This is a genomic window from Alphaproteobacteria bacterium, from assembly GCA_017308135.1.
GTDB lineage: Bacteria > Pseudomonadota > Alphaproteobacteria > CACIAM-22H2 > CACIAM-22H2 > Tagaea.
Map to the genome: position 1 here is coordinate 173334 of JAFKFM010000011.1, position 21899 is coordinate 195232.

The 21899-nt window shown below is 65.6% G+C and carries 21 protein-coding genes; 13 read left to right on the plus strand and 8 right to left on the minus strand.

Going from position 1 to position 21899, the window contains the following annotated elements; genetic code table 11:
• Positions 1–51: 51 nt before the first annotated feature.
• Positions 52–1725 carry a Na/Pi cotransporter family protein gene (locus J0H39_20140; GenBank protein ID MBN9499069.1) on the plus strand — a complete coding sequence of 558 codons (1674 nt, stop codon included), beginning with the start codon at positions 52–54 and terminating at the stop codon, positions 1723–1725.
• Between the two features lie 2 nt (positions 1726–1727).
• Here J0H39_20140 and J0H39_20145 read toward each other — a convergent pair whose 3' ends face one another.
• Positions 1728–3455, minus strand: coding sequence for a hypothetical protein (locus tag J0H39_20145; protein ID MBN9499070.1), 1728 nt, complete (start codon positions 3453–3455; stop codon positions 1728–1730).
• A gap of 298 nt (positions 3456–3753) precedes the next feature.
• Between J0H39_20145 and J0H39_20150 the strand changes: the two genes are divergently transcribed.
• The 4 genes from J0H39_20150 to J0H39_20165 are packed head-to-tail and all read left to right on the plus strand — an operon-like array spanning position 3754 to position 8447.
• Complete coding sequence (locus J0H39_20150) at positions 3754–4692, plus strand: ABC transporter ATP-binding protein (GenBank protein MBN9499071.1); 939 nt, start codon at positions 3754–3756, stop codon at positions 4690–4692.
• A gap of 2 nt (positions 4693–4694) precedes the next feature.
• Positions 4695–5429, plus strand: a complete 735-nt coding sequence (locus tag J0H39_20155) for an ABC transporter permease subunit (GenBank protein ID MBN9499072.1) — start codon at positions 4695–4697, stop codon at positions 5427–5429.
• Positions 5430–5432: 3 nt separating this feature from the next.
• Entirely contained in the window at positions 5433–7325 is a 1893-nt protein-coding gene (locus J0H39_20160) for a Gldg family protein (GenBank protein MBN9499073.1), read from the plus strand.
• A 12-nt stretch (positions 7326–7337) separates the two neighbouring features.
• On the plus strand, positions 7338–8447 hold the full coding sequence (locus J0H39_20165; GenBank protein MBN9499074.1) for a DUF4340 domain-containing protein: 1110 nt from the start codon (positions 7338–7340) through the stop codon (positions 8445–8447).
• A gap of 104 nt (positions 8448–8551) precedes the next feature.
• Here the strand turns inward: J0H39_20165 and J0H39_20170 are convergent, their stop codons facing one another.
• Positions 8552–9217, minus strand: a complete 666-nt coding sequence (locus J0H39_20170; protein MBN9499075.1) for a M23 family metallopeptidase — start codon at positions 9215–9217, stop codon at positions 8552–8554.
• 143 nt (positions 9218–9360) lie between these two features.
• Positions 9361–10842: an exodeoxyribonuclease VII large subunit gene (locus J0H39_20175; GenBank protein MBN9499076.1), complete on the minus strand. Its 1482-nt coding sequence runs from the start codon at positions 10840–10842 to the stop codon at positions 9361–9363.
• Between the two features lie 42 nt (positions 10843–10884).
• Here J0H39_20175 and purD point away from each other — a divergent pair, with 42 nt between their 5' ends.
• Positions 10885–12150: a phosphoribosylamine--glycine ligase gene (gene purD / locus J0H39_20180; GenBank protein ID MBN9499077.1), complete on the plus strand. Its 1266-nt coding sequence runs from the start codon at positions 10885–10887 to the stop codon at positions 12148–12150.
• Complete coding sequence (locus J0H39_20185) at positions 12147–13181, plus strand: MBL fold metallo-hydrolase (GenBank protein ID MBN9499078.1); 1035 nt, start codon at positions 12147–12149, stop codon at positions 13179–13181. The genes purD and J0H39_20185 overlap by 4 nt, the downstream gene beginning before the upstream one ends.
• On the opposite strand, the gene J0H39_20190 is transcribed toward J0H39_20185, so the two are convergent.
• Positions 13165–13608 (minus strand): nucleoside deaminase, encoded by a 444-nt coding sequence (locus J0H39_20190; protein ID MBN9499079.1) that lies wholly within the window; start codon positions 13606–13608, stop codon positions 13165–13167. The two genes, J0H39_20185 and J0H39_20190, sit on opposite strands and share 17 nt — an antisense overlap.
• Before the next feature lie 47 nt (positions 13609–13655).
• Here J0H39_20190 and J0H39_20195 point away from each other — a divergent pair, with 47 nt between their 5' ends.
• Genes J0H39_20195 through rsmD form a run of 3 tightly spaced genes read left to right on the plus strand, consistent with a single transcriptional unit; the run spans position 13656 to position 15744 of the window.
• On the plus strand, positions 13656–14372 hold the full coding sequence (locus J0H39_20195; GenBank protein MBN9499080.1) for a gamma-glutamyl-gamma-aminobutyrate hydrolase family protein: 717 nt from the start codon (positions 13656–13658) through the stop codon (positions 14370–14372).
• Positions 14369–15145 (plus strand): rRNA pseudouridine synthase, encoded by a 777-nt coding sequence (locus J0H39_20200; GenBank protein ID MBN9499081.1) that lies wholly within the window; start codon positions 14369–14371, stop codon positions 15143–15145. The genes J0H39_20195 and J0H39_20200 overlap by 4 nt, the downstream gene beginning before the upstream one ends.
• Before the next feature lie 23 nt (positions 15146–15168).
• The gene (rsmD, locus tag J0H39_20205; protein MBN9499082.1) at positions 15169–15744 is read left to right on the plus strand and encodes a 16S rRNA (guanine(966)-N(2))-methyltransferase RsmD; all 576 of its coding nucleotides are present in this window, start codon (positions 15169–15171) and stop codon (positions 15742–15744) included.
• Between the two features lie 66 nt (positions 15745–15810).
• Here the strand turns inward: rsmD and fusA are convergent, their stop codons facing one another.
• Positions 15811–17886, minus strand: coding sequence for an elongation factor G (gene fusA, locus J0H39_20210; GenBank protein ID MBN9499083.1), 2076 nt, complete (start codon positions 17884–17886; stop codon positions 15811–15813).
• Between the two features lie 253 nt (positions 17887–18139).
• On the opposite strand from fusA, the gene J0H39_20215 reads away from it, so the two are divergent.
• Together J0H39_20215 and J0H39_20220 are read left to right on the plus strand one after the other, a co-directional pair.
• Complete coding sequence (locus tag J0H39_20215) at positions 18140–18388, plus strand: hypothetical protein (GenBank protein MBN9499084.1); 249 nt, start codon at positions 18140–18142, stop codon at positions 18386–18388.
• Between the two features lie 21 nt (positions 18389–18409).
• Positions 18410–18616, plus strand: coding sequence for a DUF1737 domain-containing protein (locus tag J0H39_20220; protein MBN9499085.1), 207 nt, complete (start codon positions 18410–18412; stop codon positions 18614–18616).
• Here J0H39_20220 and J0H39_20225 read toward each other — a convergent pair.
• Entirely contained in the window at positions 18613–18858 is a 246-nt protein-coding gene (locus J0H39_20225; protein MBN9499086.1) for a hypothetical protein, read from the minus strand. The genes J0H39_20220 and J0H39_20225 overlap by 4 nt on opposite strands.
• A gap of 87 nt (positions 18859–18945) precedes the next feature.
• On the opposite strand from J0H39_20225, the gene J0H39_20230 reads away from it, so the two are divergent.
• On the plus strand, positions 18946–20040 hold the full coding sequence (locus J0H39_20230; protein ID MBN9499087.1) for an alginate lyase family protein: 1095 nt from the start codon (positions 18946–18948) through the stop codon (positions 20038–20040).
• Here J0H39_20230 and J0H39_20235 read toward each other — a convergent pair.
• The gene (locus J0H39_20235; protein MBN9499088.1) at positions 20037–21068 is read right to left on the minus strand and encodes a glycosyltransferase family 1 protein; all 1032 of its coding nucleotides are present in this window, start codon (positions 21066–21068) and stop codon (positions 20037–20039) included. The genes J0H39_20230 and J0H39_20235 overlap by 4 nt on opposite strands.
• Complete coding sequence (locus tag J0H39_20240; GenBank protein MBN9499089.1) at positions 21065–21889, minus strand: UDP-2,3-diacylglucosamine diphosphatase; 825 nt, start codon at positions 21887–21889, stop codon at positions 21065–21067. Before J0H39_20240 ends, J0H39_20235 begins: the two co-directional genes overlap by 4 nt.
• Between the last annotated feature and the right edge of the window lie 10 nt (positions 21890–21899).

The following is a 21899-nucleotide window of genomic DNA, read 5'->3' on the forward strand; positions in this document are numbered from 1 at the left end:
GGAGAAGTTGAAATCGGCGCATCCCTCGTTCTGATCCATTTGGCTGGTGGTGTGGCGCTGCTCCTGTGGGGCTTGCGCATGGTCCGCACGGGCGCGATGCGCGCTTTCGGCGGCGACTTACGCAAATGGCTGTCGAACGCGTTGTCGAACCGGATGTCCGCCTTCGCTTGCGGCCTGGGTGTCACCGCCGTTTTGCAAAGCTCGACCGCGACGTCGTTGATGACGGCGTCCTTCGCCAGCCGCGGTCTCGTGACGACCGGCGTGGCGCTCGCCGTCGTGCTGGGGGCCGATGTCGGCACGTCGCTGATCGCCCAGCTTCTGTCCTTCGATCTGCGCTGGTTGTCGCCCGTATTGCTGATCGTCGGCGTGTTCGTGTTCATGAGCACGCTGCCGACCAAATGGCGCGATCTCGGCCGTGCGACCGTCGGCCTCGCGTTGATGCTGTTGGCGTTGCGCTTGATCGTCGAGGCGACGCATCCGCTGCGCGACTCCCAAGTCATCCATGAAGTTCTCGCGGCGCTGGCGGGCGAACGCTTCCTCGCGGTCGTGCTGATGGCGCTGCTCACCTGGCTCGTGCATTCCAGCCTCGCCATGGTGCTGCTCGCGATTTCGCTCGCTGATGTCGGCTTGTTGCCGCCGCAACTCGCCTTGGCTTGCGTGCTCGGCGCCAATCTCGGCGGCGCGTTGCCGGCTTTGATCGCCACGTGGAATGGCGAAGCGGGCGCAAGGCGCGTGACGATCGGGAACCTGATCTTCCGGGCGACCGGCGTGCTGCTCGCCTTGCCGTTCCTGGCGCAGATCGGGCCGCTGCTCGCCGCGATCGATACCGATGTCGGCCGCCAGATCGCCAATTTCCACGCCGGGTTCAATTTGGCGTTGGCGCTGTTGTTCTTGCCTTTCGTGAACATCGTCGCGGGCCTGCTCAACAAGCTGATCGCGGAGCGCGAAGGGCCGGAAGTGCCGGGCCAGCCCAAATATCTGGACGAGTCCGCTCTTGAGTCGCCGGCACTCGCCGTATCGGCCGCCGCGCGCGAAACGCTGCGCATGGGCGACGAGCTTCAGGCGATGCTGCACGACACGCTGACCGCTTTCCGCACCGACGATCGCAAGCTCGCCGAAGCGGTGGCGACGCGCGACGACGCGATCGACCGGCTCTGCGAGGAAGTGAAGACCTATCTTCTGCGCATCCAGCCCGAAGCGATGTCCGACGCCGATGCGCGCCGCTCGATGGAAATCCTGCAATACGCGACGAATCTGGAGCATGCGGGCGACATCATCGAGAAGAACCTGATCGAACTCGCGGTCAAGAAGATCAAGAACCGCGTGAATTTCTCCGAGAAAGGCTTCGCCGATATCGCGGCCCTTCACGCCGATCTGCTCGAAACGCTGCGCCTGTCGCTGGCCGTGTTCTTGAACGGCGACGTCGCGATGGCGCGCAAGCTGCTGGCCGAAAAGGTCGAGTTCCGCGAGCGCGAGCGCGCGGCGGCGCAAACCCATCTCGAACGTCTGCGCAGCCGCGTGCCCGACACGATCGAGACGAGCTCGCTGCACTTGGACGTGCTGCGCGACCTTAAGCGCATCCATTCGCATCTGGTGTCGGTCGCTTACCCGATCCTGGAAGCGACCGGGGCGTTGCGCGATTCGCGTCTGGCGCCGGAGAAATCGCCGCGCCGCGCCAAGCCGAAATCCGATCTGGGTTCGCCGGCCGCCCCGGCGTCGCAATAAGCTCAGGCGGCGTTTTCGATCGGCGCCGGCACGCGTTCTGCGGGGAAGGATAGCGTCGCGACCGTGCCGGTATCGCCGCTGGCGACGGCGATCGTGCCGCCGTGACGCTCGACCAGCATTTTGACGATCGCGAGCCCCAAGCAAAGCCCGCGCGCATCGTCGTTGGCGACGTTCGAATCGCCGAAGCCGAACGGCTCGAACAGATGCGGGCGGATCGCTTCGGGAATGCCCTTGCCGGTATCGGCGACCGAAATGTCGAGTCCCGACCGCGTCCGCTCGGCATGGATCGCGACGCGCCCGCCCGGCCGGTTGAATTTGACGGCGTTGGACAACAGCCCGAGCATCATCTGACGCAGCAGGGCGGGGTCCGCGTCGAGATATTCGGCACCCTGCGCGACCGCCACGTCGATTTGAACGCGCGCTTCCTTGGCGGCGCATTCGACGCCTTTGGCGCAGTCGCGCAGCGTATCGGGCAAGGCGACGCGGCGCGTCGTCAGCGGCGCGCCGGTCGAACCGATCTTCGAAACCTCCAAGATCTGGTCGATCATCGCCAATAGATGCTTGCCGCTGTGATGGATGTCGCGCGCGTAGTCGCCGCGCCGCGTGGCGATCGCGGCGAAACGCGGATCGATCATCATCTCGGAGAAGCCGAGAATGGCGTTGAGCGGCGTGCGCAATTCGTGGCTCATCCGGCCCATGAAATCGGATTTGGCGCGGCTTAGCGCCGCGGTCTGGGCGAGGGCCTCGGAAATACGCGCCGCGTCCTGCTCGTTCCGGCGCAGCAGCACGAAAATCCAGATCGACAGCGCCAGCACGATCAGCGTCGCCACGCCGCCCAGTGCGAGCGTGCTCAGGCTCTGCGCCCACCATCGCCGGTGGACCTCGTCGATCAGCAGCGATGTGTAGACGACGAGGGGCACGCGTTCGAACGCGGTCGCGGCACTTAGGCGCGGGAGCTTTTCGGCCAGGCTCGCATGCTCAAGGACGGCGATCGATCGATCGCTTTTCGGCGTGTCCTTGAAAATGAAATCGGCGATGCGGGAGCCGGCGTATCCCGGAATTCTGCGCGAGTCGAAAAGAACCGTGCCGTCGATGCGGACGATGCCGGCATCGCTTTGGCCCGCCTCGAGCACGCCGATGACGGTATCGCGCAGTTTCTCGAGGTCGAGGCCGGAGACCACCAGCGCGACACCGTAAGCGTTTTCGTGCGCGCGGATCGCGATGGGGATGACCTCGCGGCCGGTGTCGCGCGTATGGATCGCTTCGCCGACATAGAATTGCCCCGGCGCCAGCGCCACGGCGCCCCGGAACCATTCCCGGTCGCTGACGTCGGCATACGGGTTCAGTACCCCGGTCAGCGAAACGCCTTCGCCGCCCGCGCCGATAAGCCGGATATCCGCCGGTTGAAACGACGCCGTCTCCATCATTTTCAGGACGTCGAGGATTTCGTCGAGCTGCGGCGGAAGGGGCGAGCGCGAGGCGAGGGCGAGCCATGCCTCCACCCCCGCCGCGCGGCTGAGTGCCGCGCTGAACTCGCCAAGCACCTTCGTGCTGAACATCAGATGATTGTTGCGCAGGTCCTGGCGGGCGTCGGCGAGGGTACGATCGCGATCCGCGATCAACGTCGCCGCGATCGATCCCCAAATCATCGCCAAAACGAGCGCGAACAGCACGCCGATCAGCGCCGCCGGTAGCCGACGCAAGTTCTTGATGGCGAGTCTCTTTCGCACTCCGTGCCTCTTGGCGATCGTTGCCGCGCGTAATCGTGCATCTACGCGTCCTCGGCCCTAACAACCCCTTAATCACCGGCTAACATGTCGGACCGCGTGCCGGGGGAGGTCGTGCGCGGCCCAAGCCTCGAATTGTTTCGACCCGGACGGGCGGAAACCACCAAGCGCTTGCAATCGCCGCCAAATCCCCTAAATGAGGAGCGCTTCGCCGGCCGCGCGCGATTGTTTGCGGCCGTATTGGACAATTCGGAACGGGATAAACTCGACCATGTCCGCCTCGATCACATCCGCCGGCACGATGCTGGAAATCAAAAATCTCCAGAAGCATTTCGGACCCATCCGCGCGGTGGAGGACGTGTCCTTCACCGTCCGCAAGGGCGAAGTCTTGGGCTTCCTGGGTCCCAACGGGGCCGGCAAGTCCACGACGATGAAGATGATCACGGGCTTCCTCGCCCCCACCGCGGGCACCGCCCGGGTTTGCGGGTTCGATGTCGAGGCCCAGCCGATCGAAGCCAAGAAGCGCATCGGTTATTTGCCCGAGGGCGCGCCGGCCTATCCCGACATGACGCCCGCCGCGTTTCTGGACTTTGTCGGCGCCATCCGCGGCTTCGACGGGGCCGAGCGCGCCAAGCGCGTCGACCTCGCCGTCGCGCGCGCCCAGTTGAAGGGCGTGCTGCATCAGCCGATCGACACGCTGTCGAAAGGGTTCAAGCGCCGCGTGGGTCTCGCCCAGACGCTGCTGCACGATCCGGAAGTGCTGATCCTGGACGAGCCGACCGACGGTCTCGACCCCAACCAGAAACACGAGGTGCGCGAACTGATCCGCCAGATCGCGCCCGAGAAGGCGATCGTCATTTCGACGCATATCCTGGAGGAAGTGGACGCGATCTGCGCGCGCGCCATCGTCATCGCCAAGGGCCGCGTGCTGGCCGACGGCACGCCCGAAGCGCTGGAGAAACGTTCGCGCTGGCATTACGCGGTATCGGTCGTCACCGCGTCGGCGGAAGTGCCGCGCCTCAAAGCGCTGTGGAACGACCATCCCGCCGTGGCCGCGTTCGAAGCGGTGGAGGGCGAGGGCGGCTTGGTCATGCTGACCGCCTTCCCGCGCGGCGGCGTGCCGATGCTGGCCGAATTGGGCCGCATGGCGCGCGAAGCGGGCATTCGCATCGACGAAATCCGCGAAGAACGCGGCCGGCTCGACGAAGTCTTCCGCGACATCACCAACAAGGCGGCCTGACGATGCGCAACATCGCTTTCATCCTGAAGCGCGAGCTCGGCGGCTATTTCGCCACCCCGGTCGCCTATGTGTTCCTGGTGATCTTCCTGGTCCTCGCCGGCGTCTTCACCTTCTATCTCGGCAATTTCTTCGAGCGCGGCCAGGCCGATCTTCAGGCCTTCTTCTCGTTCCACCCGTGGCTCTATCTGTTCCTGATCCCGGCGATTTCGATGCGCCTGTGGTCGGAGGAACGCCGCTCCGGCACGATCGAATTGTTCCTGACGCTGCCGATCTCGATCGGCGAAGCGGTGGTCGGCAAGTTCCTCGCCGCCTGGGCGTTCATCGCCATCGCGCTGGTGCTGACCTTCCCGATGTGGATCACGGTCAACATCCTGGGCAATCCCGATAACGGCATCATCGCGGCGTCCTATATCGGTTCGCTGTTGATGGCGGGCGGGTATTTGGCCATCGGCGCTTGCGTTTCCGCGATCACCAAAAGCCAGGTCATCGCCTTCGTCGTGGCCGCCGCCGTGTGCTTCGTGTTCACCGTTTCGGGCACGACGATGGTGCTGGCTTTCTTCGCGGGCTGGGCGCCGCAAGCCGTGGTCGACGCGATCGCCAGCTTCTCGTTCATGGCGCATTTCTCGGCGATCTCGCGCGGCGTCATCGATCTGCGCGATCTCGTCTATTTCGTCTCGCTGATCGCCGCGTTCCTGTTCGCGAACGCGGCACTGGTCGAACTCAAGAAGGCGGGCTGAGCAATGAAGATGGGCCGTTCCGCACTCGGTGGCATGGGGATCGCGCTGGCCGCGATCCTGTTCGTCGCGATCAACGCGCTCGCGGGTCCGCTGCTTCAGGGCCTGCGTCTGGACCTGACGTCCGACAAGCTGTTCACGCTGAGCCAGGGCACGCGCGCGATCCTGGGCCGCATCGACGAGCCCGTGACGCTGCGCTTCTATTATTCCGAGCGTCTGGGCCGCGAGATTCCGTCCTACGGCGTGTACGCGGTGCGCGTGCGCGAAATGCTCGAGGAATATCGCGACGCCGCGCGCGGCAAATTGCGCCTCCAGATCATCGACCCGCCGCCCTTCTCGGACGAAGAAGACCGCGCCGTCGCCTTCGGCCTGCAGGCCGTACCGCTCAACCAGCAGGGCGAGACGGTCTATTTCGGCCTCGCGGGATCGAACACCGCCGACAAGGAAGAATCGATCGCCTTCTTCCAGCCCGATCGCGAGCGTTTCCTCGAATACGACCTCACCAAGCTCGTCTACAATCTCGCCACGCCCAAGAAGCCGGTCGTCGGTTTGATGACGATGATCCCGATGGCGGGCGAATTCCGCTCGATGCGGCCGACACCGCCCTCGGCCGTCTATTCGCAGCTGACGCAATTCTTCGAAGTGCGCGGGATCGAACCCAACGCGACCGAGATCCCGGCCGATATCGGCGTGCTGATGCTCGTACACCCCAAGGAATTGCCGGAATCGACGCTTTACGCGATCGACCAATTCGCGATGCGCGGCGGGCGCCTGCTCGTGTTCGTCGATCCGCATGCGGAATCGGACGCGGCGCGCGGCGGTCCGGCGGCGATGGGCGGCAATACCGGGTCCGACCTCAAGAAGATCTTCGACGCGTGGGGCATCGAAATGGCGCCGGGCAAGCTCGCCGGCGACCGCCAGGTGGCGCGGCGCGTGAACGCCGGCACCGAAGGGCGCATGCGCGCGGTCGATTACGTGCTGTGGCTCACGCTGCGCGACACGAATTTCGACAAGTCGGATATTCTGCTCAGCGAAGCCTCGATCATCCAGGCGGCGTCGGTCGGCATTCTTTCCAAGAAAGAAGGTGCTGCGATCGGCTTCCAGCCCTTGATCCGCAGCTCGACCGATTCCGAGGCGATCGAGGCGGACAAGGTGCGCACGCAGCCCGATCCCGTGCAGCTCTATCAGGACTTCAAGCCGTCGGGCGAAAGCTTCGTGCTGGCCGCCCGCCTGCATGGCGCCGTGAACTCGGCCTTCGATGCACGGCCCGCCCCGGCGGAAGGCGAGAAGGCGCCGGAAAACGCGCCGGCGCATCTCGCTAAAAGCCAGAGCGATCTGAACGCCATCGTCGTGGCCGATACCGATCTGCTGGACGATCGCTTCTGGGTGACGACGCAGGATTTCTTCGGCCAGCGCGTGGCCGTGCCCGCCGCCTATAACGGCGATTTCGTCGTCAACGCGGTCGACAATCTGCTGGGCTCGTCGGAGCTGATCGGTCTGCGCGGACGCGGCCTCTCGCAGCGCCCGTTCACGGCGCTGCAATCGATCCAGCGCGACGCCGAAGCGCGCTTCCGCGCCAAGGAACGCGCACTGCAGGAAAAGCTCAAGGAAACCGAGCAGCGCCTTGCCCAGTTGCAGGGGCGCGGGGCCGCGGGCGAGCAAGCCAATCGCGCCATCGCGGGGCCGGAGCAGCAGGCGGAGATCGAGAAATTCCGCGCCGAGCTGGTCGGCTTCCGCCGCGAGCTGCGCGACGTGCAGGCGCAATTGCGCGGCGATATCGAACGCGTCGAAATCGCGACCAAGGCGGTCAATATCGCCGCCGTGCCCGTCGCGATCGCAATTCTGGCGCTGGTGCTGGGTTGGCTGCGCATTCGCCGCCGCCGCCCGGCCGCGAACTGATCGGAGAGTCCGATGCGCGCGAAAACCCTCGGTATCTTGGCCGTCGCCGCATTGCTGGCGGGCGGCGGCGCCTATTACGTCAACGCGACCCGCAATGTCGCGCCCGTCGATCAGGCGGCGGGCACGCTCGTATTCCCCGATCTCGCTTCCAAGGCGAACGCGATCGCCTCCGTACGGATCGAAACCAATGGCGCCGAATTCACGCTGAAACGCGACGGCGAAGCCTGGGTTCTGCCCGAACGCGACGGCTACGCGGTCGAATTCGATCAGACGCGCCGCTTGTTGCTCGAACTCGTCGCCCTGCGCGTGTCGGAATCGCGCACCGCCAATCCGGCGCTGCATGCCGAACTCGATCTCGACGGCGCGGGTAAGGACCAGAAGGCGGTTCGCCTGACGCTCGCCGACGCGAACAATGCCGCGCTCGCCGATCTACTCATTGGGCGTTCGCGCTTCGGCCGCCAGGGCACGGCGGGCGACGGCACGTTCATTCGCCGCCAGGGCGAGAACCAGGTCTATCTCGCGCGCGGCCGTCTGGCGCCCGAGCGCGACGCCGCGAAATGGCTCGACCGCCGCGTGATGAACGTGGAGCGCGAGCGCATCGCGTCGATCGATCTGACCGCGATCGACGGCGAACGCCTGTCGGCCGGCAAAAAGTCGCCCGCCGATAACGATATCGAACTCGCCGGCGTGCCCGACGACAAGAAGGTCAAATCGGCCTTCGACGTGAATCTGCTGTCCAGCGCCTTCGAAGGTCTCGACCTCGAAGACGTGCGCAAGGCCGATGGCCTCGATTTCGACGCCGCCCGCGAGCGCGCCGTTTACACGACCTTCGACGGGCTGAAGATCGAAATCGCCTTGGTGCAGGATCGCGACACGCGCTGGGCGCGGATCGCGGCGTCGTTCGAAGCGCCGGCGGCCCCGGTCGATCCGGCGGCGGCACCCAATGCGCGGCTCCATTCGGCCGAGGATACGGCCAAGCAGGCCGCCGAGATCGCCGCGAAGACCAAGGGCTGGGCCTATCGCTTCCCCGACTACAAGGTCGAGCAGATGACCAAGCGTGTTGCCGACCTGACCGAGCCCAAGACCCCGCCGGCGGAAGAAAAGAAGGAATCGGGCGGCTGAACCCCCTCGTCATCCCGGACAAGCCGATGCGGTTTTGCATCGGCGCGATCCGGGATCTTGCACGAGACCCCGGCTCTCGCTTCGCTCGGCCGGGGTGGCGGGTTTTACGGCTGGGGCATCGGCGGCAGGACCAGCATCGGGTCGACGCGGATATCGAACAGATTGACCCGCCAATCGAGATGCGGGCCGGTGGCGCGGCCCGTCGCGCCGGCGGCACCCACCGTTTCGCCCTGGCGCACGCGCTGGCCGACGGCAACGTCGATGCGCGACAGGTGGGAGTAGGTCGAGCTGACGCCCGACCCGTGATCCAAAATCAGCGTGCCGCCGGTGAAATAGATATCCGGATCGGCGAAGGTTACGACCGCGTCGGCCGCCGCGACGACCGGCGTGCCCGTGGGCACGGCGATATCGATGCCGAAGTGCGGCTGGCGCGATTGGCCGTTCAAAATGCGCTGGCTGCCATAGACGCCCGAAATCCGCCCGACGACGGGCCAGACGAAACCCGACAGGTAGAAGGCCTCCGTGCCGTCGATCCGCCTCGCCTCGGCGATGCGCGCATTCTCCGCGCGGATGCGTTCGAGCAAGGCGGGATCTGGCGTGACCATCGCCTCGGGCAGGCCGTCGATGCGCTGGATGTCGAATGTGCGGGGCTTCACGTCCAGCGCGCGGCGCACGCGCCGCCCGTCGGGGAAGATCAATTCCAGCGTCGCGTTGCGGCCGGCATCGCGGCCGAAGGCGATGGGGAAACGCCCATCGGCCGAAACGCGCATCTCGCGGCCTTCGAAAATCGCGCGCGTGCCGGGCTCGGCGCGCACCACGGCGAATCCGCCTTGCGCGATCTCGCCTTTGATCTCGATATCGTCGGCCGCGACCGGCGCCGCGACGAGCAACGCCAAAGCAAAGGCGAGACGCTTCACAGCAGCGAGCCTTGCTTGCCCGGCGGCGCGGGCTTGGGCGCGGCCGTTTTGCGTGACGCCGCCCCTTCCACATGCGCGCCAACATCGCCGTCGGCGAAGCGCAGCGTAACGTCGCCCGCTTTGCGCGCGTCGGCGGCTTGCGTGACCAACTGGCCTTGCGCGTCGGTCACCAGTGCGAAGCCGCGCGCCAGCGTCTTGCGATAGGAATAGCTTTCGAGCAGATCGCCCGCGCGGCCCAGCGACGCGATGCGCGTGTCGATTCCGCGCAACGCCGCCCCCTTGGCGCGCGTCAGAAGATCGGCGACGTGCTTGGTCTCGCGCGCGAGATTGGCTTTGGTTGCGGCGGTGTTGGCGGAGAGGGCGGCACCCGCGCGCGCCAAAGCGCCCTTGGCGCGTTCGAGCTGCGTTTTGGGATCGGGCAGGCGCGCGCCCAGTTCGATCACGGTCCGCTTACGCTTGTCGATCAGCGCCGTGCCCGCGAGTTTCAAACGTTCGGCGCGTTCGTCCAAGCGCTGGGCGCGATCCTCGACCAGGCGCATCGGGTCGCCCAGCGACGCCGCCGACAAACGCTGGCGGCGATCGTCGAACATACGTTCCAGCCCCGCTTCCAGCGACGCGGCGTTGCGCGCGAGCCGCGCGATCAATTCCTGGCGCACGGGTACCACCATTTCGGCGGCGGCGGTCGGCGTGGGGGCGCGGCGGTCGGAGGCGAAATCGATCAGCGTCGTATCCGTCTCGTGCCCGACGGCGGAGACGAGCGGGATTTCGCTCTCGGCGGCCGCGCGCACGACGATTTCCTCGTTGAACGCCATCAGATCTTCGATCGAGCCGCCGCCGCGCGCGACGATCAGCACATCGGGGCGCGGGATTTTGCCGCCCGGTTCCAGCGCGTTGAATCCGCGGATCGCCGTCGCGACCTGTTCGGCGGCTCCTTCGCCTTGCACGGCCACGGGCCAGACCAGCACATGGCGCGGGAAGCGGTCGGACAGGCGATGCAGAATGTCGCGGATGACCGCCCCGGTCGGCGAGGTGATGACGCCGATGACCGCCGGCAAATACGGCAAAGGTCTTTTGCGCTCGGCGTTGAACAAGCCTTCGGCGGCGAGGCGCTTCTTGCGATCTTCGATCAGCTTCAGCAGCGCGCCTTGGCCCGCCAGCTCCATCCGCTCGACCACGATCTGGTATTTCGAACGGCCGGGATAGGTGGTGAGGCGCCCGATCGCGATCACTTCCATCCCGTCTTCGGGCTTGATCGCGAGTTTTCCGGCCGAGCCGCGCCAGCACACGCCGTCGATCGCCGCGTCCGCGTCCTTCAGCGCGAAATAAAGATGGCCGGAGGAATGGCGCTTGAAGCCCGAAATTTCGCCGCGCACGCGCACGATTTCGAACGCATCCTCGACCGTGCGTTTGACCGCTTGCGAAAGCTCCGAAACGGTGTATTCCGGCAAATTGCCGCGCGGGGATTCCATGCCCCGCATGATACAAGCGGGCGCGGATTCGAGGGAGACGGAATTATCGCCATGCGCATTTTGGTCGTCGGTTCGGGCGGACGCGAACATTCCCTGTGCTGGGCGATTTCCGCCTCGCCGCTTTGCGACAAGCTGTTCTGCGCGCCGGGCAATCCGGGCATCGCCGCCTTGGCCGAATGCTTGCCGGTGGGGGCGGAGGATATCGCCGGGATCGTCGCGGCGGCCAAGGCCCAGAAGATCGATTTCGTCGTCGTCGGGCCCGAGGCGCCGCTGGTCGCCGGAATCGTGGATCGCTTGGCCGAGGCGGGCATTCCCGCTTTCGGGCCGAAGCAGGTGGCCGCCCAGCTCGAAGGCTCCAAAGGCTTCATGAAGGATTTCTGCGCGCGCGCAGGCATTCCCACCGCCGCCTATCGCCGCTTCACCGACGCCGATTTGGCACGCGCCTATATCCGCGAGAAGGGCGCCCCGATCGTCGTCAAGGCCGATGGCCTCGCGGCGGGCAAAGGCGTTGTCGTGGCGGCCACGCTCGACGAAGCCTTGGCCGCGATCGACGATGCGATGGTCGCGGGGCGTTTCGGCAAGGCGGGCGCGGAAGTCGTGGTCGAGGAATTCCTCGACGGCGAGGAGGCGAGTTTCTTCGCGCTCTGCGACGGCGAACACGCGTTGTCGTTCGGGGCGGCGCAAGACCACAAGCGCGTGGGCGACGGCGATACCGGCCCGAATACCGGCGGCATGGGCGCCTATTCGCCCACGAAGCTCGTCGATGCCGCGATGGAAAAGCGCATCATGGACGAGATCGTGCTGCCCACGGTCAAGTTCATGGCGAAAGAAGGCGCGCCGTTCAAAGGCGTGTTGTTCGCCGGGCTGATGATCGGCAAAGCGGGGCCGAAGCTGATCGAATTCAACGTGCGTTTCGGCGATCCGGAATGCCAGACGCTGATGCTGCGCCTCAAATCCGATCTGCTGCCGGCGTTGATCGCAAGCCAGCAGGGCGAATTGAAGCGCTTCGATCTGCGCTGGCGCGACGACACGGCGATTTGCGTCGTGATGGCGGCCGAGGGATATCCGAACACGCCCAAAAAGGGCACGGAAATCCGCAATCTCGACGCGGCGGGCAAGCTCGACGGCGTGACCGTATTTCATGCGGGCACGAAGGCCGCCGGGGACAAGATCGTCGCCGATGGCGGGCGCGTGCTCGGCGTTTGCGCGATCGGCAAAACGGCCAAGGACGCGCAAGCCAAAGCCTATAAGGCGGTTGACGCGATCGACTGGCCGGGCGGCTTCTGCCGGCGCGATATCGGCTGGCGCGTTCTGTGACTGGCTTCGTCTACGAAGATATCGAGCCGCCGGAAAGCGGCGGCGCCAAGCTGTTGGCGCCCGGCGTCAAATGGGTGCGGCTGACGCTGCCCTTTCCGCCCGATCACATCAATGTCTGGCTGGTCGACGAAGGCGAGTCCTGGACGATCGTCGATACCGGCCTCGGGCGCGACGAAACCAAGGCCGAATGGGAACGCGTGTTCGAAACGCAGCTCGACGGCAAGCCGGTCGGGCGCCTGATCTGCACGCATTTCCATCCCGATCATATGGGCCTCGCGGCGTGGATCAGTTCGCGCTGGAACATCGAACTCTGGACGACTTTGGGCGAATACATGACCGCGCGCTACGCGATCACGCCCGCCACACCGGGCGATATCGAGAACCGCATCGGCTTCTATCGCGCCAACGGCATCGATCCCGAGTCGGTGGGGCAGTTCGCCACGCCGGAAAATCTCTATCGGCGCGGCGTGCCGGATTTGCCCGCGCATTATCGCCGCATCCATGGCGGCCGGTCCTTGCGTTTGGGCAAACAGGATTGGGTTCCGATCATCGGGCGCGGCCATTGCCCGGAGCATGCGTGCCTGTGGGCGCGCGATCTGAATGTCGCCATAGTCGGCGATATCGTGCTGCCGCGCATCACGCCCAATATCGGCGTTTGGCCGGTCGATCCCTTCGCCGATCCGCTGCGCGATTATCTCGATAGCTTGGATGGGTTCGCGGGCGTGCCGGAATCGACGTTGATCCTGCCCGCGCACGGCCAGCCTTATCGCGGCGTGGGGGCGCGCATCGCGGCGATCCGCGCCCATCACGAGGAACGCTTGGCCGCGCTGCGCGCCGCTTTCGCCGAACATCCGGCGGGGTTGCGCGCGGTCGATTGCTTCAAACTGTTGTTCAAGCGCGAGATCACGCCGCGCGTCGTCGGCCTCGCGGTGGGCGAGGCGCTGGCGCATCTCCATCTGCTCGAATCGCGCGGCGAGGCCAAACGCGCACGCGATGCGGACGGCACGTGGCGGTTCAGCGCCGCGCTTTGAAGAAATCGCGCAGCAGAGCCGCGGCGTCGGATTCGGCGATGCCGCCGAACAATTCGGGCCGATGATGGCAGGTGGCTTGCGCGAAAATGCGCGGGCCGTTTTCGACGCCACCACCCTTCGGGTCCGACGCCCCCCAATAGACCCGGCGCAGCCGCGCGAAGGAAATCGCCGTCGCGCACATCGGGCAGGGCTCCAGCGTCACGTAAAGATCGCAATCGGGCAGGCGCGAATCGCCGCGTTGGGCCGCGCCTGCGCGGATCGCCAGCATTTCCGCGTGCGCGGTCGGGTCCTTGTCGCGCTCGACGCGGTTATGCGTCGCGGCCAGGACGGCGCCTTGCGCATCGACCAGCACCGCGCCGACGGGCACTTCGCCCGCTTGCGCGGCGATTCGGGCCTGTTCGAGGGCCAATTCCATGTACCCGGACATGGGTTCCGTTTACCGGGGAATCGCCCGCGTGCTAAGAGATTTCCATCATGACGCTCCCCCTTATCGGCATCACGCTGGACAGCGAACCGGCCGGCGGCTGGTCGAAAATGCCCTGGTACGCGCTGCGCCAGAATTACTGCGGCGCCGTGGCGGCTTCCGGCGGCTTGCCCGTGGCCTTGCCGCACGAGCCCGAAAAGGCCGGCGATTATCTCGACCGGATCGACGGGCTGCTGATCACCGGCGGCGCCTTCGACGTCGATCCCGCGATGTTCGGGGCGTCGAGCAAACATGCCACGGTCAAAACCAAGGACCGGCGCACCGCGTTCGAATATGCGATCGTCAAAGGGGCGCTCGAACGCGACATGCCGATCCTGGGGATTTGCGGCGGCGAGCAATTGCTCGCGGTCGCGTTGGGCGGCACGCTGATCCAGCATATTCCGGACGAAGTGCCGGGATGCCTGCCGCATGAACAGCCCAATCCGCGCACCGAGCCGGGGCACATCGTCGATGTGGTCCCGGGCACGCTGCTGCATCGGTCGAACGGGGAGCGCGCGCGCATGGATGTCAACTCCGCCCATCATCAAGCGGTGAAAATGGTCGGTCCCGGCACGATCGTCAGCGCCAAGGCGCCCGACGGCGTGATCGAAGCCATCGAAGCGCCGGGCAAGCGTTTCTGCCTGGGCGTCGAATGGCATCCCGAATATTCGATCGATCCGGGCGATAGCGCGATCTTCCGCGCCTTCGTCGCCGCGTGCCGCCGATGACCGACGAAACCCCCAAGGGCGAACGCATCGCCAAGGTGATGGCGCGCGCGGGTCTTTGTTCGCGGCGCGAAGCCGAAGCGTTGATCGCGCAAGGGCGCGTGTTCATCAACGGCAAGCGCCTGACCAGCCCCGCGCATAACGTGCAGCCGACCGACGAGATCATCGTCGACAACAAGAAGCTGGCGAAGCCCGAGCGGCCGCGGCTGTTCCGCTTCCACAAGCCGCGCGGCGTGCTGACCGCGACGCGCGATCCCGAAGGCCGCCCGACGATCTATGACGGCATGCCGGCCGAATTGCCGCGCCTGATGCCGGTCGGGCGCCTCGATTACAATTCCGAAGGCCTGTTGCTGCTGACCAACGACGGCGGCATCAAGCGCCATCTGGAATTGCCCGCGACCGGCATCAAACGCAAATATCGCGTGCGCGTCTATGGCAGCCCCGATCCCGCGCGCCTCGTGCGCTTGAAGAACGGCATCACGATCGAAGGCGTGCATTACGGTTCGATCGACGCGCGCCTCGAAGGCAAGCCCAACACCAGCAATGCCTGGATGATCTTCGAACTGACCGAAGGTAAAAACCGCGAAATTCGTCGCGTTTGCGAGGCGATGGGTTTGCAGGTCAACCGCCTGATCCGCATCGGCTACGGCGCCTTCGAACTCGACAAGCTTGCGGTGAAGGCTATCGAGGAAGTCGGCCCCGGCGAATTGCGCAAGGTGCTGGGCTCGGCTTTGGCCGGCGCACCGTTGAAGCTCGGCGGCAGGCCCGAGACGTGAAGTCGGGCGGCGGTTCGGGATCGATTCGCATCGTCGGCGGGCGTTGGCGCGGACGCAAACTTGCCGCTCCCGACGATCGCGCGATCCGCCCGACCGGCGAGCGCCAGCGCGAATCCTTGTTCAATATTCTCAGCCACGGCGCCTATGCGCCCGGCGGCGTGTCGATGCTGCAGGGGGCCGCGGTGCTGGACGTTTTCGCGGGTACGGGCGCGTTGGGTTTGGAAGCCCTATCGCGGGGTGCCGCGAACGTGCTGTTCCTGGAACAGGCGGCGAATGCGCGAAGCTTGATCGACGCCAATATCGCCGCGTGCAAGGCGCAAGGGGCCGCGCGCTTGGTGTTGGGCGACGCGACCAATCCGACGGCGCCGCCGCCGTCGCCCTGGACGCCCGCGACGCTCGTCTTTCTCGATCCGCCCTATGGCCAGGAGCTGGGGCCGAAGGCGCTGGCGGCGTTGAATGCGAAGGGCTGGCTCGCCCCGGGTTGCGTGGCGGTCGCCGAAACCGGCGAGCACGAAGCCTTCGCCGTGCCCGAAGGTTTCGCGCAGGAAGATATGCGCGATTACGGCAAGACGACGCTGCGCTTCTTGCGCAAGCTCTGAAAAAGAAAACGGCGCGGGAGGATTTCTCCGCCCGCGCCGTTCGCCGTTAGGCTTGTCGCCGGAAGATCAGGCCGCGTTCTTGGACATGATCTCTTCCGCGATGTTGCGCGGCACCGGCTCGTAGTGATCGAACTGCATCGTGAAGGACGCGCGGCCCTTCGACATCGAACGCAGATCCGAGATGTAGCCGAACATCTCCGACAGCGGCACGTGGCTGCGGATGATGACCGACGTCGCGACCTGATCCTGGCTCTGAATGATGCCGCGGCGGCGGTTGATGTCGCCCACGACGTCGCCGACATGGTCGGGCGGCGTCGTCACTTCGACGTCCATGATCGGCTCCAGGATGATCGGCTGGGCCTTGCGCATGCCTTCGCGGAAGCAGGCCTTGGCGGCGATTTCGAAGGCCAGCGCCGACGAGTCGACGTCGTGGTACTTGCCGTCGAGCAGCGAGTACTTGAAGTCGACCGTCTGGAAGCCCGCGAGCACGCCCTGCTCGCACTGCACCTTGATGCCCTTTTCGACCGCGGGGATGAATTCGCGCGGCACCGAACCGCCGACGACTTCGTCCTCGAACACGACGCCGGCGTTGCGCGGCTGCGGCTCGAACTTGATCGTCACTTCGGCGAACTGACCCGAACCGCCCGACTGCTTCTTGTGGGTGTAGGTTTCGGTGTGCGCCTTCGAGATCGTCTCGCGATACGCGACCTGCGGCGAGCCGATATTGGCTTCGACGCCGTATTCGCGCTTGAGACGATCGACGATGATTTCGAGATGCAGTTCGCCCATGCCCGACAGAATGGTCTGGCCCGACTCGTGGTCGGTTTTCAGACGCAAGCTGGGGTCTTCGGCGACCAGCTTTTGGAGGCCGATGGCCATCTTTTCGACCGAGTCCTTCGTTTTGGGCTCGACCGCGATGTCGATGACGGGCACGGGGAACGCCATGCGCTCGAGGATCACGGGATCTTCCGGTGCCGCGAGCGTGTCGCCCGTGCCGGTGTCCTTCAGGCCCACGAAAGCGACGATGTCGCCGGCGTAGACTTCCTTGATCTCGTCGCGCTTGTCGGCGTGCATCTGGAACATGCGGCCGATGCGTTCCTTCTCGCCCTTCGTCGTGTTGAGCACGGTGTCGCCGGACTTGAGCACGCCCGAATACACCCGCACGAAGGTGAGGTTGCCGTACTTGTCGTTGATCATCTTGAACGCGAGTGCGGAGAACGGCTCGTCGTCCTTGGCGGCCTTGAAGCGTTCGGCTTCGCCTTCCTCGGTGATGACGCGCATGCCCTGGATGTCCGCCGGCGAGGGCAGATAATCGATGACCGCGTCGAGCAGCGTCTGCACGCCCTTGTTCTTGAAGGCCGAGCCGCAGAACACCGGACGGAACGCGCCCGACACCGCACCCTTCTTGATGCAGCGCTTCAGCGTCGCTTCCGCGACGTCGTTCTTCTCGAAATATTCCTCCATGGCGGCGTCGTCGACGCCGACGACGGCGTCGAGCAGCTGCTGGCGGAATTCCTTCGCCTTGTCGACGAGGTCGGCCGGAATTTCGATGTCGTCGAACTTGGCGCCCAGCTCGTCGCCGTGCCAAACCACGCCCTTCATGCGGACGAGATCGACGATGCCCTTGAAGTCGCCTTCGGCGCCGATCGGGATCTGGCACACGGCCGTGACGATGCCGAGCTTCTCCTTCATGGAGTCGACGGCCTTGTAGAAGTCCGCGCCCGTGCGGTCCATCTTGTTGACGAACACGACGCGGGGGACGTTATAGCGATCGGCCAAGCGCCAGTTCGTTTCCGACTGGGGCTGCACGCCGGCCACGCCGCAAATGACGAACACGGCGCCGTCGAGCACGCGCAGCGAACGGTTCACTTCGATGTTGAAATCGATGTGGCCGGGCGTGTCGATGACGTTGATGCGGTGGCCGTTCCACTCGGCGGTCACGGCGGCGGACGTGATCGTGATGCCGCGCTCGCGCTCCTGCTCCATGTAATCGGTCGTGGTGTTGCCGTCGTGCACCTCGCCGATCTTATGGGACTTGCCCGTGTAATAGAGGATCCGCTCGGTCGTGGTGGTTTTGCCCGCGTCGATATGCGCGGTGATGCCGATATTGCGGAGCTTCTCGATCGGGATAGTTCGCGGCACGACTGCCTCCGTTGGCGCCGGCTCGGATTTCCCCAATGGGAAGCGGGCCGGGGGTTGGGTAAAACGAAACCGCGCGGGCGCCGATCCCCCTTTCGGGCGGGCGGCGGTCGCGCGGGCTACATCCGTGAAAACGGCGCGGGGCTTATACCCTTCGCGGGGCTTATATGGCAACAGCGAAGCGGGGGTTAAAGCCCCCGGAGGCCGCACCCGGCCGGGCTGGTGCTAGACCCAAGAATCGGTTAGGTTTTTAGCTATGCCGCCCAGCCCACCCGAGGACCGCAAAGCGGTCATGCGCCGGATCAACCTCCAGGCCGATGCCATTCGGCGCAAACTCGACCCCAAAGTGCTCGAGCGCGCCAAGGTGGTGGCCGAGGGCGGGGAGATCTACGACCGCGAAGCCGCGCAGAAGGTCGTGGGCGAATTCCTCAAGGGCAAAACCCGCAAGGACGGGGGCCTGTTCCAGCAGGAACTGATGGCCCGTCTGCGCGGGGTCAAGCACTGACAGCATCCGGGACCCCGACATATGCAAGCCTATCGCTATCTGACCGGGAAGGACGATTCGTCCTTCTGCCACCGCGTGACCAAGGCGTTGAACGAGGGCTGGCAGCTTTACGGCAGCCCGACGCTGACTTTCGACGCCGCCAAGGGCCATGCGGTCTGCGGCCAGGCGATCATGAAGGAAGTCCCGGACGTCGAGTATTCGCCCGACCTGAAGCTCGGCGATCTCTAACGTTTTTCGAGCGTGCCGGTCCGCCGTCCGCTCGCGTCGCGGATGACGAAGCCGCCGCGCCCGTCGCTTTCATAGGTTTCGACCCGGCGGCCGGACGCGTCGCGGCGAATATAGTCGCCGCCGCTGCTCTCGATCGTTCCGGTGCGCCGGCCCGACGCGTCGCGTAACACGAAGTCCTGCGCCATCGCGGCGGTCGCCGTTCCCGCCAGCAGAATCGCGGCCAGAACACTTAAGCTCTTCATGGGTGCCTCCCGCAATTCCAACGGAATTGCCGGCCGACTCATTCCCGCCGCTTGTCGGTGTGATATTCGCCGCCTAGGATTCGGGGAATGAATCCGATCTCGCGCCGCATGCTCCTCGCCGCTTCCGCCGCGACGCTCGCCGTTCCCGCTCGGGCGCAGGCGCGCTTCATCAATCCCTACGATCCCGCCGCGTTGCGCGCGCGCAAAGGCGTGAAAGGACCGGTCAACGCGCAATGCCCGGCGATGCCCCCGCCCGCGCGCGATCTGGTGGTCCCCGATTTCTATTCGGACCCACCGGTCTATAGCCGCATCGACCATGACCGGCTGGAACAGCGCAACGCGCTGGTGAAGCCGATCGAGGCGGCGACGCGCGGCGTCGCCCTCAGCGTGGATCGTTGGGTGCGGCATAATCCCGTCGACGGGCGCTATGCGGCGTGTGCCGCCGCCGCCCTCGACGCGATGGCGCAGGCGGATTCGACACTCGGCCAAACGAATACCCAAGGCGGGTTCGAGCGCAAATGGATGTTCTGCGCGTTGGCGCTGGCGCATCTCAAACTCGCGACCGCGCCCGAATACGATGCCGCCGCGCAAGCCCGCGTGCGCGCGTGGTTCGCGCGCTATTTGCCGCATCTGCGCGAAACCTACGACAAGCCGCCGGGGCGCGGACCCGCCCCCTCGATGCAGCTCAACAACCACGCGACCTGGGCGGGGCTTTGCGCGATGGCGTTGGCGCTGGCGATCGGCGACGACGCGAATTGGCGCTGGGGCCTATCGCGCATCCAACTGACCCTCGACCAGATCGATGCCGACGGGTTCCTGCCGCTGGAAGTCCTGCGCGGCGTGAAGGCGCTGCATTATCACAGCTTCACGCTGGGCCCGCTGGCGCTGGCGGCGTTCCTCGCGCGGCCCAACGGCGTCGATCTCGCGGGGCCGGCGGATGGGCCGTTCCACCGCCTCGCCAAACGCACCTTCGACGCTTACGCCGATCCGGCACCGTTCGAAGCGCGCACCGGCGGCAAGACGCAAACGCCGTTCTCGAAATTCTACGATATGGCCTGGATCGAGATTTACGCGGGCGAATTCGACAAACCCGAATTCCTGACCGCGTTGGGCGACCGGCGCCCGCAAGGCCAATCCTGGCTCGGCGGTGATCTCACGCTCTGGCACGCCAAGGACCGCTAACCGCGCGGACGTAAATGGTCCGCGAATTGGCGCGCGCACTCGGCCCAGGAATAATCGCGCGCATGGGCGAGCGCACGGTCGCGCGGGATTTCCAGCGCCTTCAAACACGCGGCGCGTAAATCCTCGTCCATCGCCCCGCCGGATCGGTCGGCCGGGCGATCGCCCAGCACGTCCAGCGGCCCGGTGACGGGATAGGCGGCGACCGGCGTGCCGCAGGCCATCGCTTCGAGCAGCACCAGGCCGAACGTATCGGTCTTCGACGGGAAGACGAATACGTCGGCGGCGGCGTAAACGCGCGCAAGCTCGGCCTGTTGCAGCACGCCCAGGAAATTCACGTCCGGATACGCCGTGCGTAGCGACGCGAGCGCCGGCCCTTCGCCGACCACCCATTTCGAGCCGGGCAGATCGAGTTTCAGGAACGCTTCGACGTTCTTCTCGACCGCGACGCGCCCGACATAGACGAAGATCGGCGGCTTTGTTTGCAAACGGTCGCGCGGACCGGGTTTGAAGATCTCCAGATCGACGCCGCGCGTCCACAGCACGACATTGTCGAAACCCCAGGATTCGAGATCCTTCTTCACCGTCGGCGTCGGCACCATCACGCGGCTGGCGGGGCCGTGGAAACGGCGCAGTACCGCATAGCTCCACGACAACGGCGCATGGATGCGCGCATTGACGTATTCGGGAAACCGCGTGTGATAGGCGGTGGTGAAGGGCAAATTGCGCTTCAAGCACGCCTTGCGCGCCGCCCAGCCCAGCGGGCCCTCGGTCGCGATATGCACGGCGTCGGGCGCGAATTCGTCGAGCAATTTGCCCACACGGCGCGATCCCGCCAGCGACAAGCGGATCTCGGGATAGGTCGGGCAGGGGAAGGTCGTGAAGCGTTCGGGCGCGATCAGCTCGACCGCATGCCCCATCAGCTCCAGTTGCTTCTTCGTTTCGGTCAGCGTGCGCACCACGCCGTTCACTTGCGGGCGCCACGCATCGGTGACGATGACGATGCGAAGATTGCGCGAAGCTGCGTTCATCGCGCGGCTCCCATCGGGGCCGCCAGCATGTCGAATTTGCGGATATGCGCCCAGTCGACGATCTTGAAGCTGCCGTCCCAATCCTCGACCAAGGCCGTGCAGCTTTCGACCCAATCGCCGTCGTTCATATAAAGCGCTTCGCCGATCCGGCGGATTTCGGCCTTATGGATATGGCCGCAGATCACGCCGTCGAAGCCGCGGCGATGGGCTTCGCCCGCCACCGCTTCCTCGAAATCGGAGATGTATTTGACCGCGTTCTTGACCTTGTTTTTCAGCCACGCCGACAGCGACCAATAGGGCAGGCCGAAAGTGCGGCGCGCGCGGTTGAACCATTCGTTGGTCCAAAGCGCGCAGTTATAGGCATGGTCGCCCAGGAAGGCGAGCCAGCGCGCGTAGCGCACCACGCCGTCGAACGCGTCGCCATGGACGACCAGCATGCGCTTGCCGTCCGCGGTTTCGTGCGTGGCTTCGCCCGCGATGAAGATGCCGCCGAAATGATGGTCGAGATAGTCGCGCAAGGCTTCGTCGTGATTGCCGGGAACGTAGATGACGTCGGTTCCCTTGCGCGCCTTGCGCAGCACCTTCTGCACCACGTCGTTATGCGCTTGCGGCCAGTACCAGCCGCGCTTCAGGCGCCAGCCGTCGACGATGTCGCCGACGAGATAGAGCTTGTCGGATTCGTTGTGCTTGAGGAAGTCGAGCAGGAACTCCGCCTTGCAGCCCGGCGTACCGAGATGGATGTCGGAGAGGAAGATCGTGCGCCAGCGTTTGACGTCGTCGCCGCCATCGCCGCCGCCGCCCATGCCGTCGGGTGCGCGCATCGCGATGGCG

Bases quoted from the DNA above. Each gene is read 5' to 3' on its own strand.
- J0H39_20150 (MBN9499071.1), top strand. From the start codon at position 3,754: ATGCTGGAAATCAAAAATCTCCAGAAGCATTTCGGACCCATCCGCGCG.
- J0H39_20155 (MBN9499072.1), top strand. From the start codon at position 4,695: ATGCGCAACATCGCTTTCATCCTGAAGCGCGAGCTCGGCGGCTATTTC.
- J0H39_20160 (MBN9499073.1), top strand. From the start codon at position 5,433: ATGAAGATGGGCCGTTCCGCACTCGGTGGCATGGGGATCGCGCTGGCC.
- J0H39_20165 (MBN9499074.1), top strand. From the start codon at position 7,338: ATGCGCGCGAAAACCCTCGGTATCTTGGCCGTCGCCGCATTGCTGGCG.
- J0H39_20170 (MBN9499075.1), bottom strand. From the start codon at position 9,217: ATGCGCGTTTCGGCCGATGGGCGTTTCCCCATCGCCTTCGGCCGCGAT.
- J0H39_20175 (MBN9499076.1), bottom strand. From the start codon at position 10,842: ATGCGGGGCATGGAATCCCCGCGCGGCAATTTGCCGGAATACACCGTT.
- purD (MBN9499077.1), top strand. From the start codon at position 10,885: ATGCGCATTTTGGTCGTCGGTTCGGGCGGACGCGAACATTCCCTGTGC.
- J0H39_20190 (MBN9499079.1), bottom strand. From the start codon at position 13,608: ATGTCCGGGTACATGGAATTGGCCCTCGAACAGGCCCGAATCGCCGCG.
- J0H39_20195 (MBN9499080.1), top strand. From the start codon at position 13,656: ATGACGCTCCCCCTTATCGGCATCACGCTGGACAGCGAACCGGCCGGC.
- J0H39_20200 (MBN9499081.1), top strand. From the start codon at position 14,369: ATGACCGACGAAACCCCCAAGGGCGAACGCATCGCCAAGGTGATGGCG.
- J0H39_20215 (MBN9499084.1), top strand. From the start codon at position 18,140: ATGCCGCCCAGCCCACCCGAGGACCGCAAAGCGGTCATGCGCCGGATC.
- J0H39_20220 (MBN9499085.1), top strand. From the start codon at position 18,410: ATGCAAGCCTATCGCTATCTGACCGGGAAGGACGATTCGTCCTTCTGC.
- J0H39_20225 (MBN9499086.1), bottom strand. From the start codon at position 18,858: ATGAAGAGCTTAAGTGTTCTGGCCGCGATTCTGCTGGCGGGAACGGCG.
- J0H39_20230 (MBN9499087.1), top strand. From the start codon at position 18,946: ATGAATCCGATCTCGCGCCGCATGCTCCTCGCCGCTTCCGCCGCGACG.
- J0H39_20235 (MBN9499088.1), bottom strand. From the start codon at position 21,068: ATGAACGCAGCTTCGCGCAATCTTCGCATCGTCATCGTCACCGATGCG.
- J0H39_20240 (MBN9499089.1), bottom strand. From the start codon at position 21,889: ATGCGCGCACCCGACGGCATGGGCGGCGGCGGCGATGGCGGCGACGAC.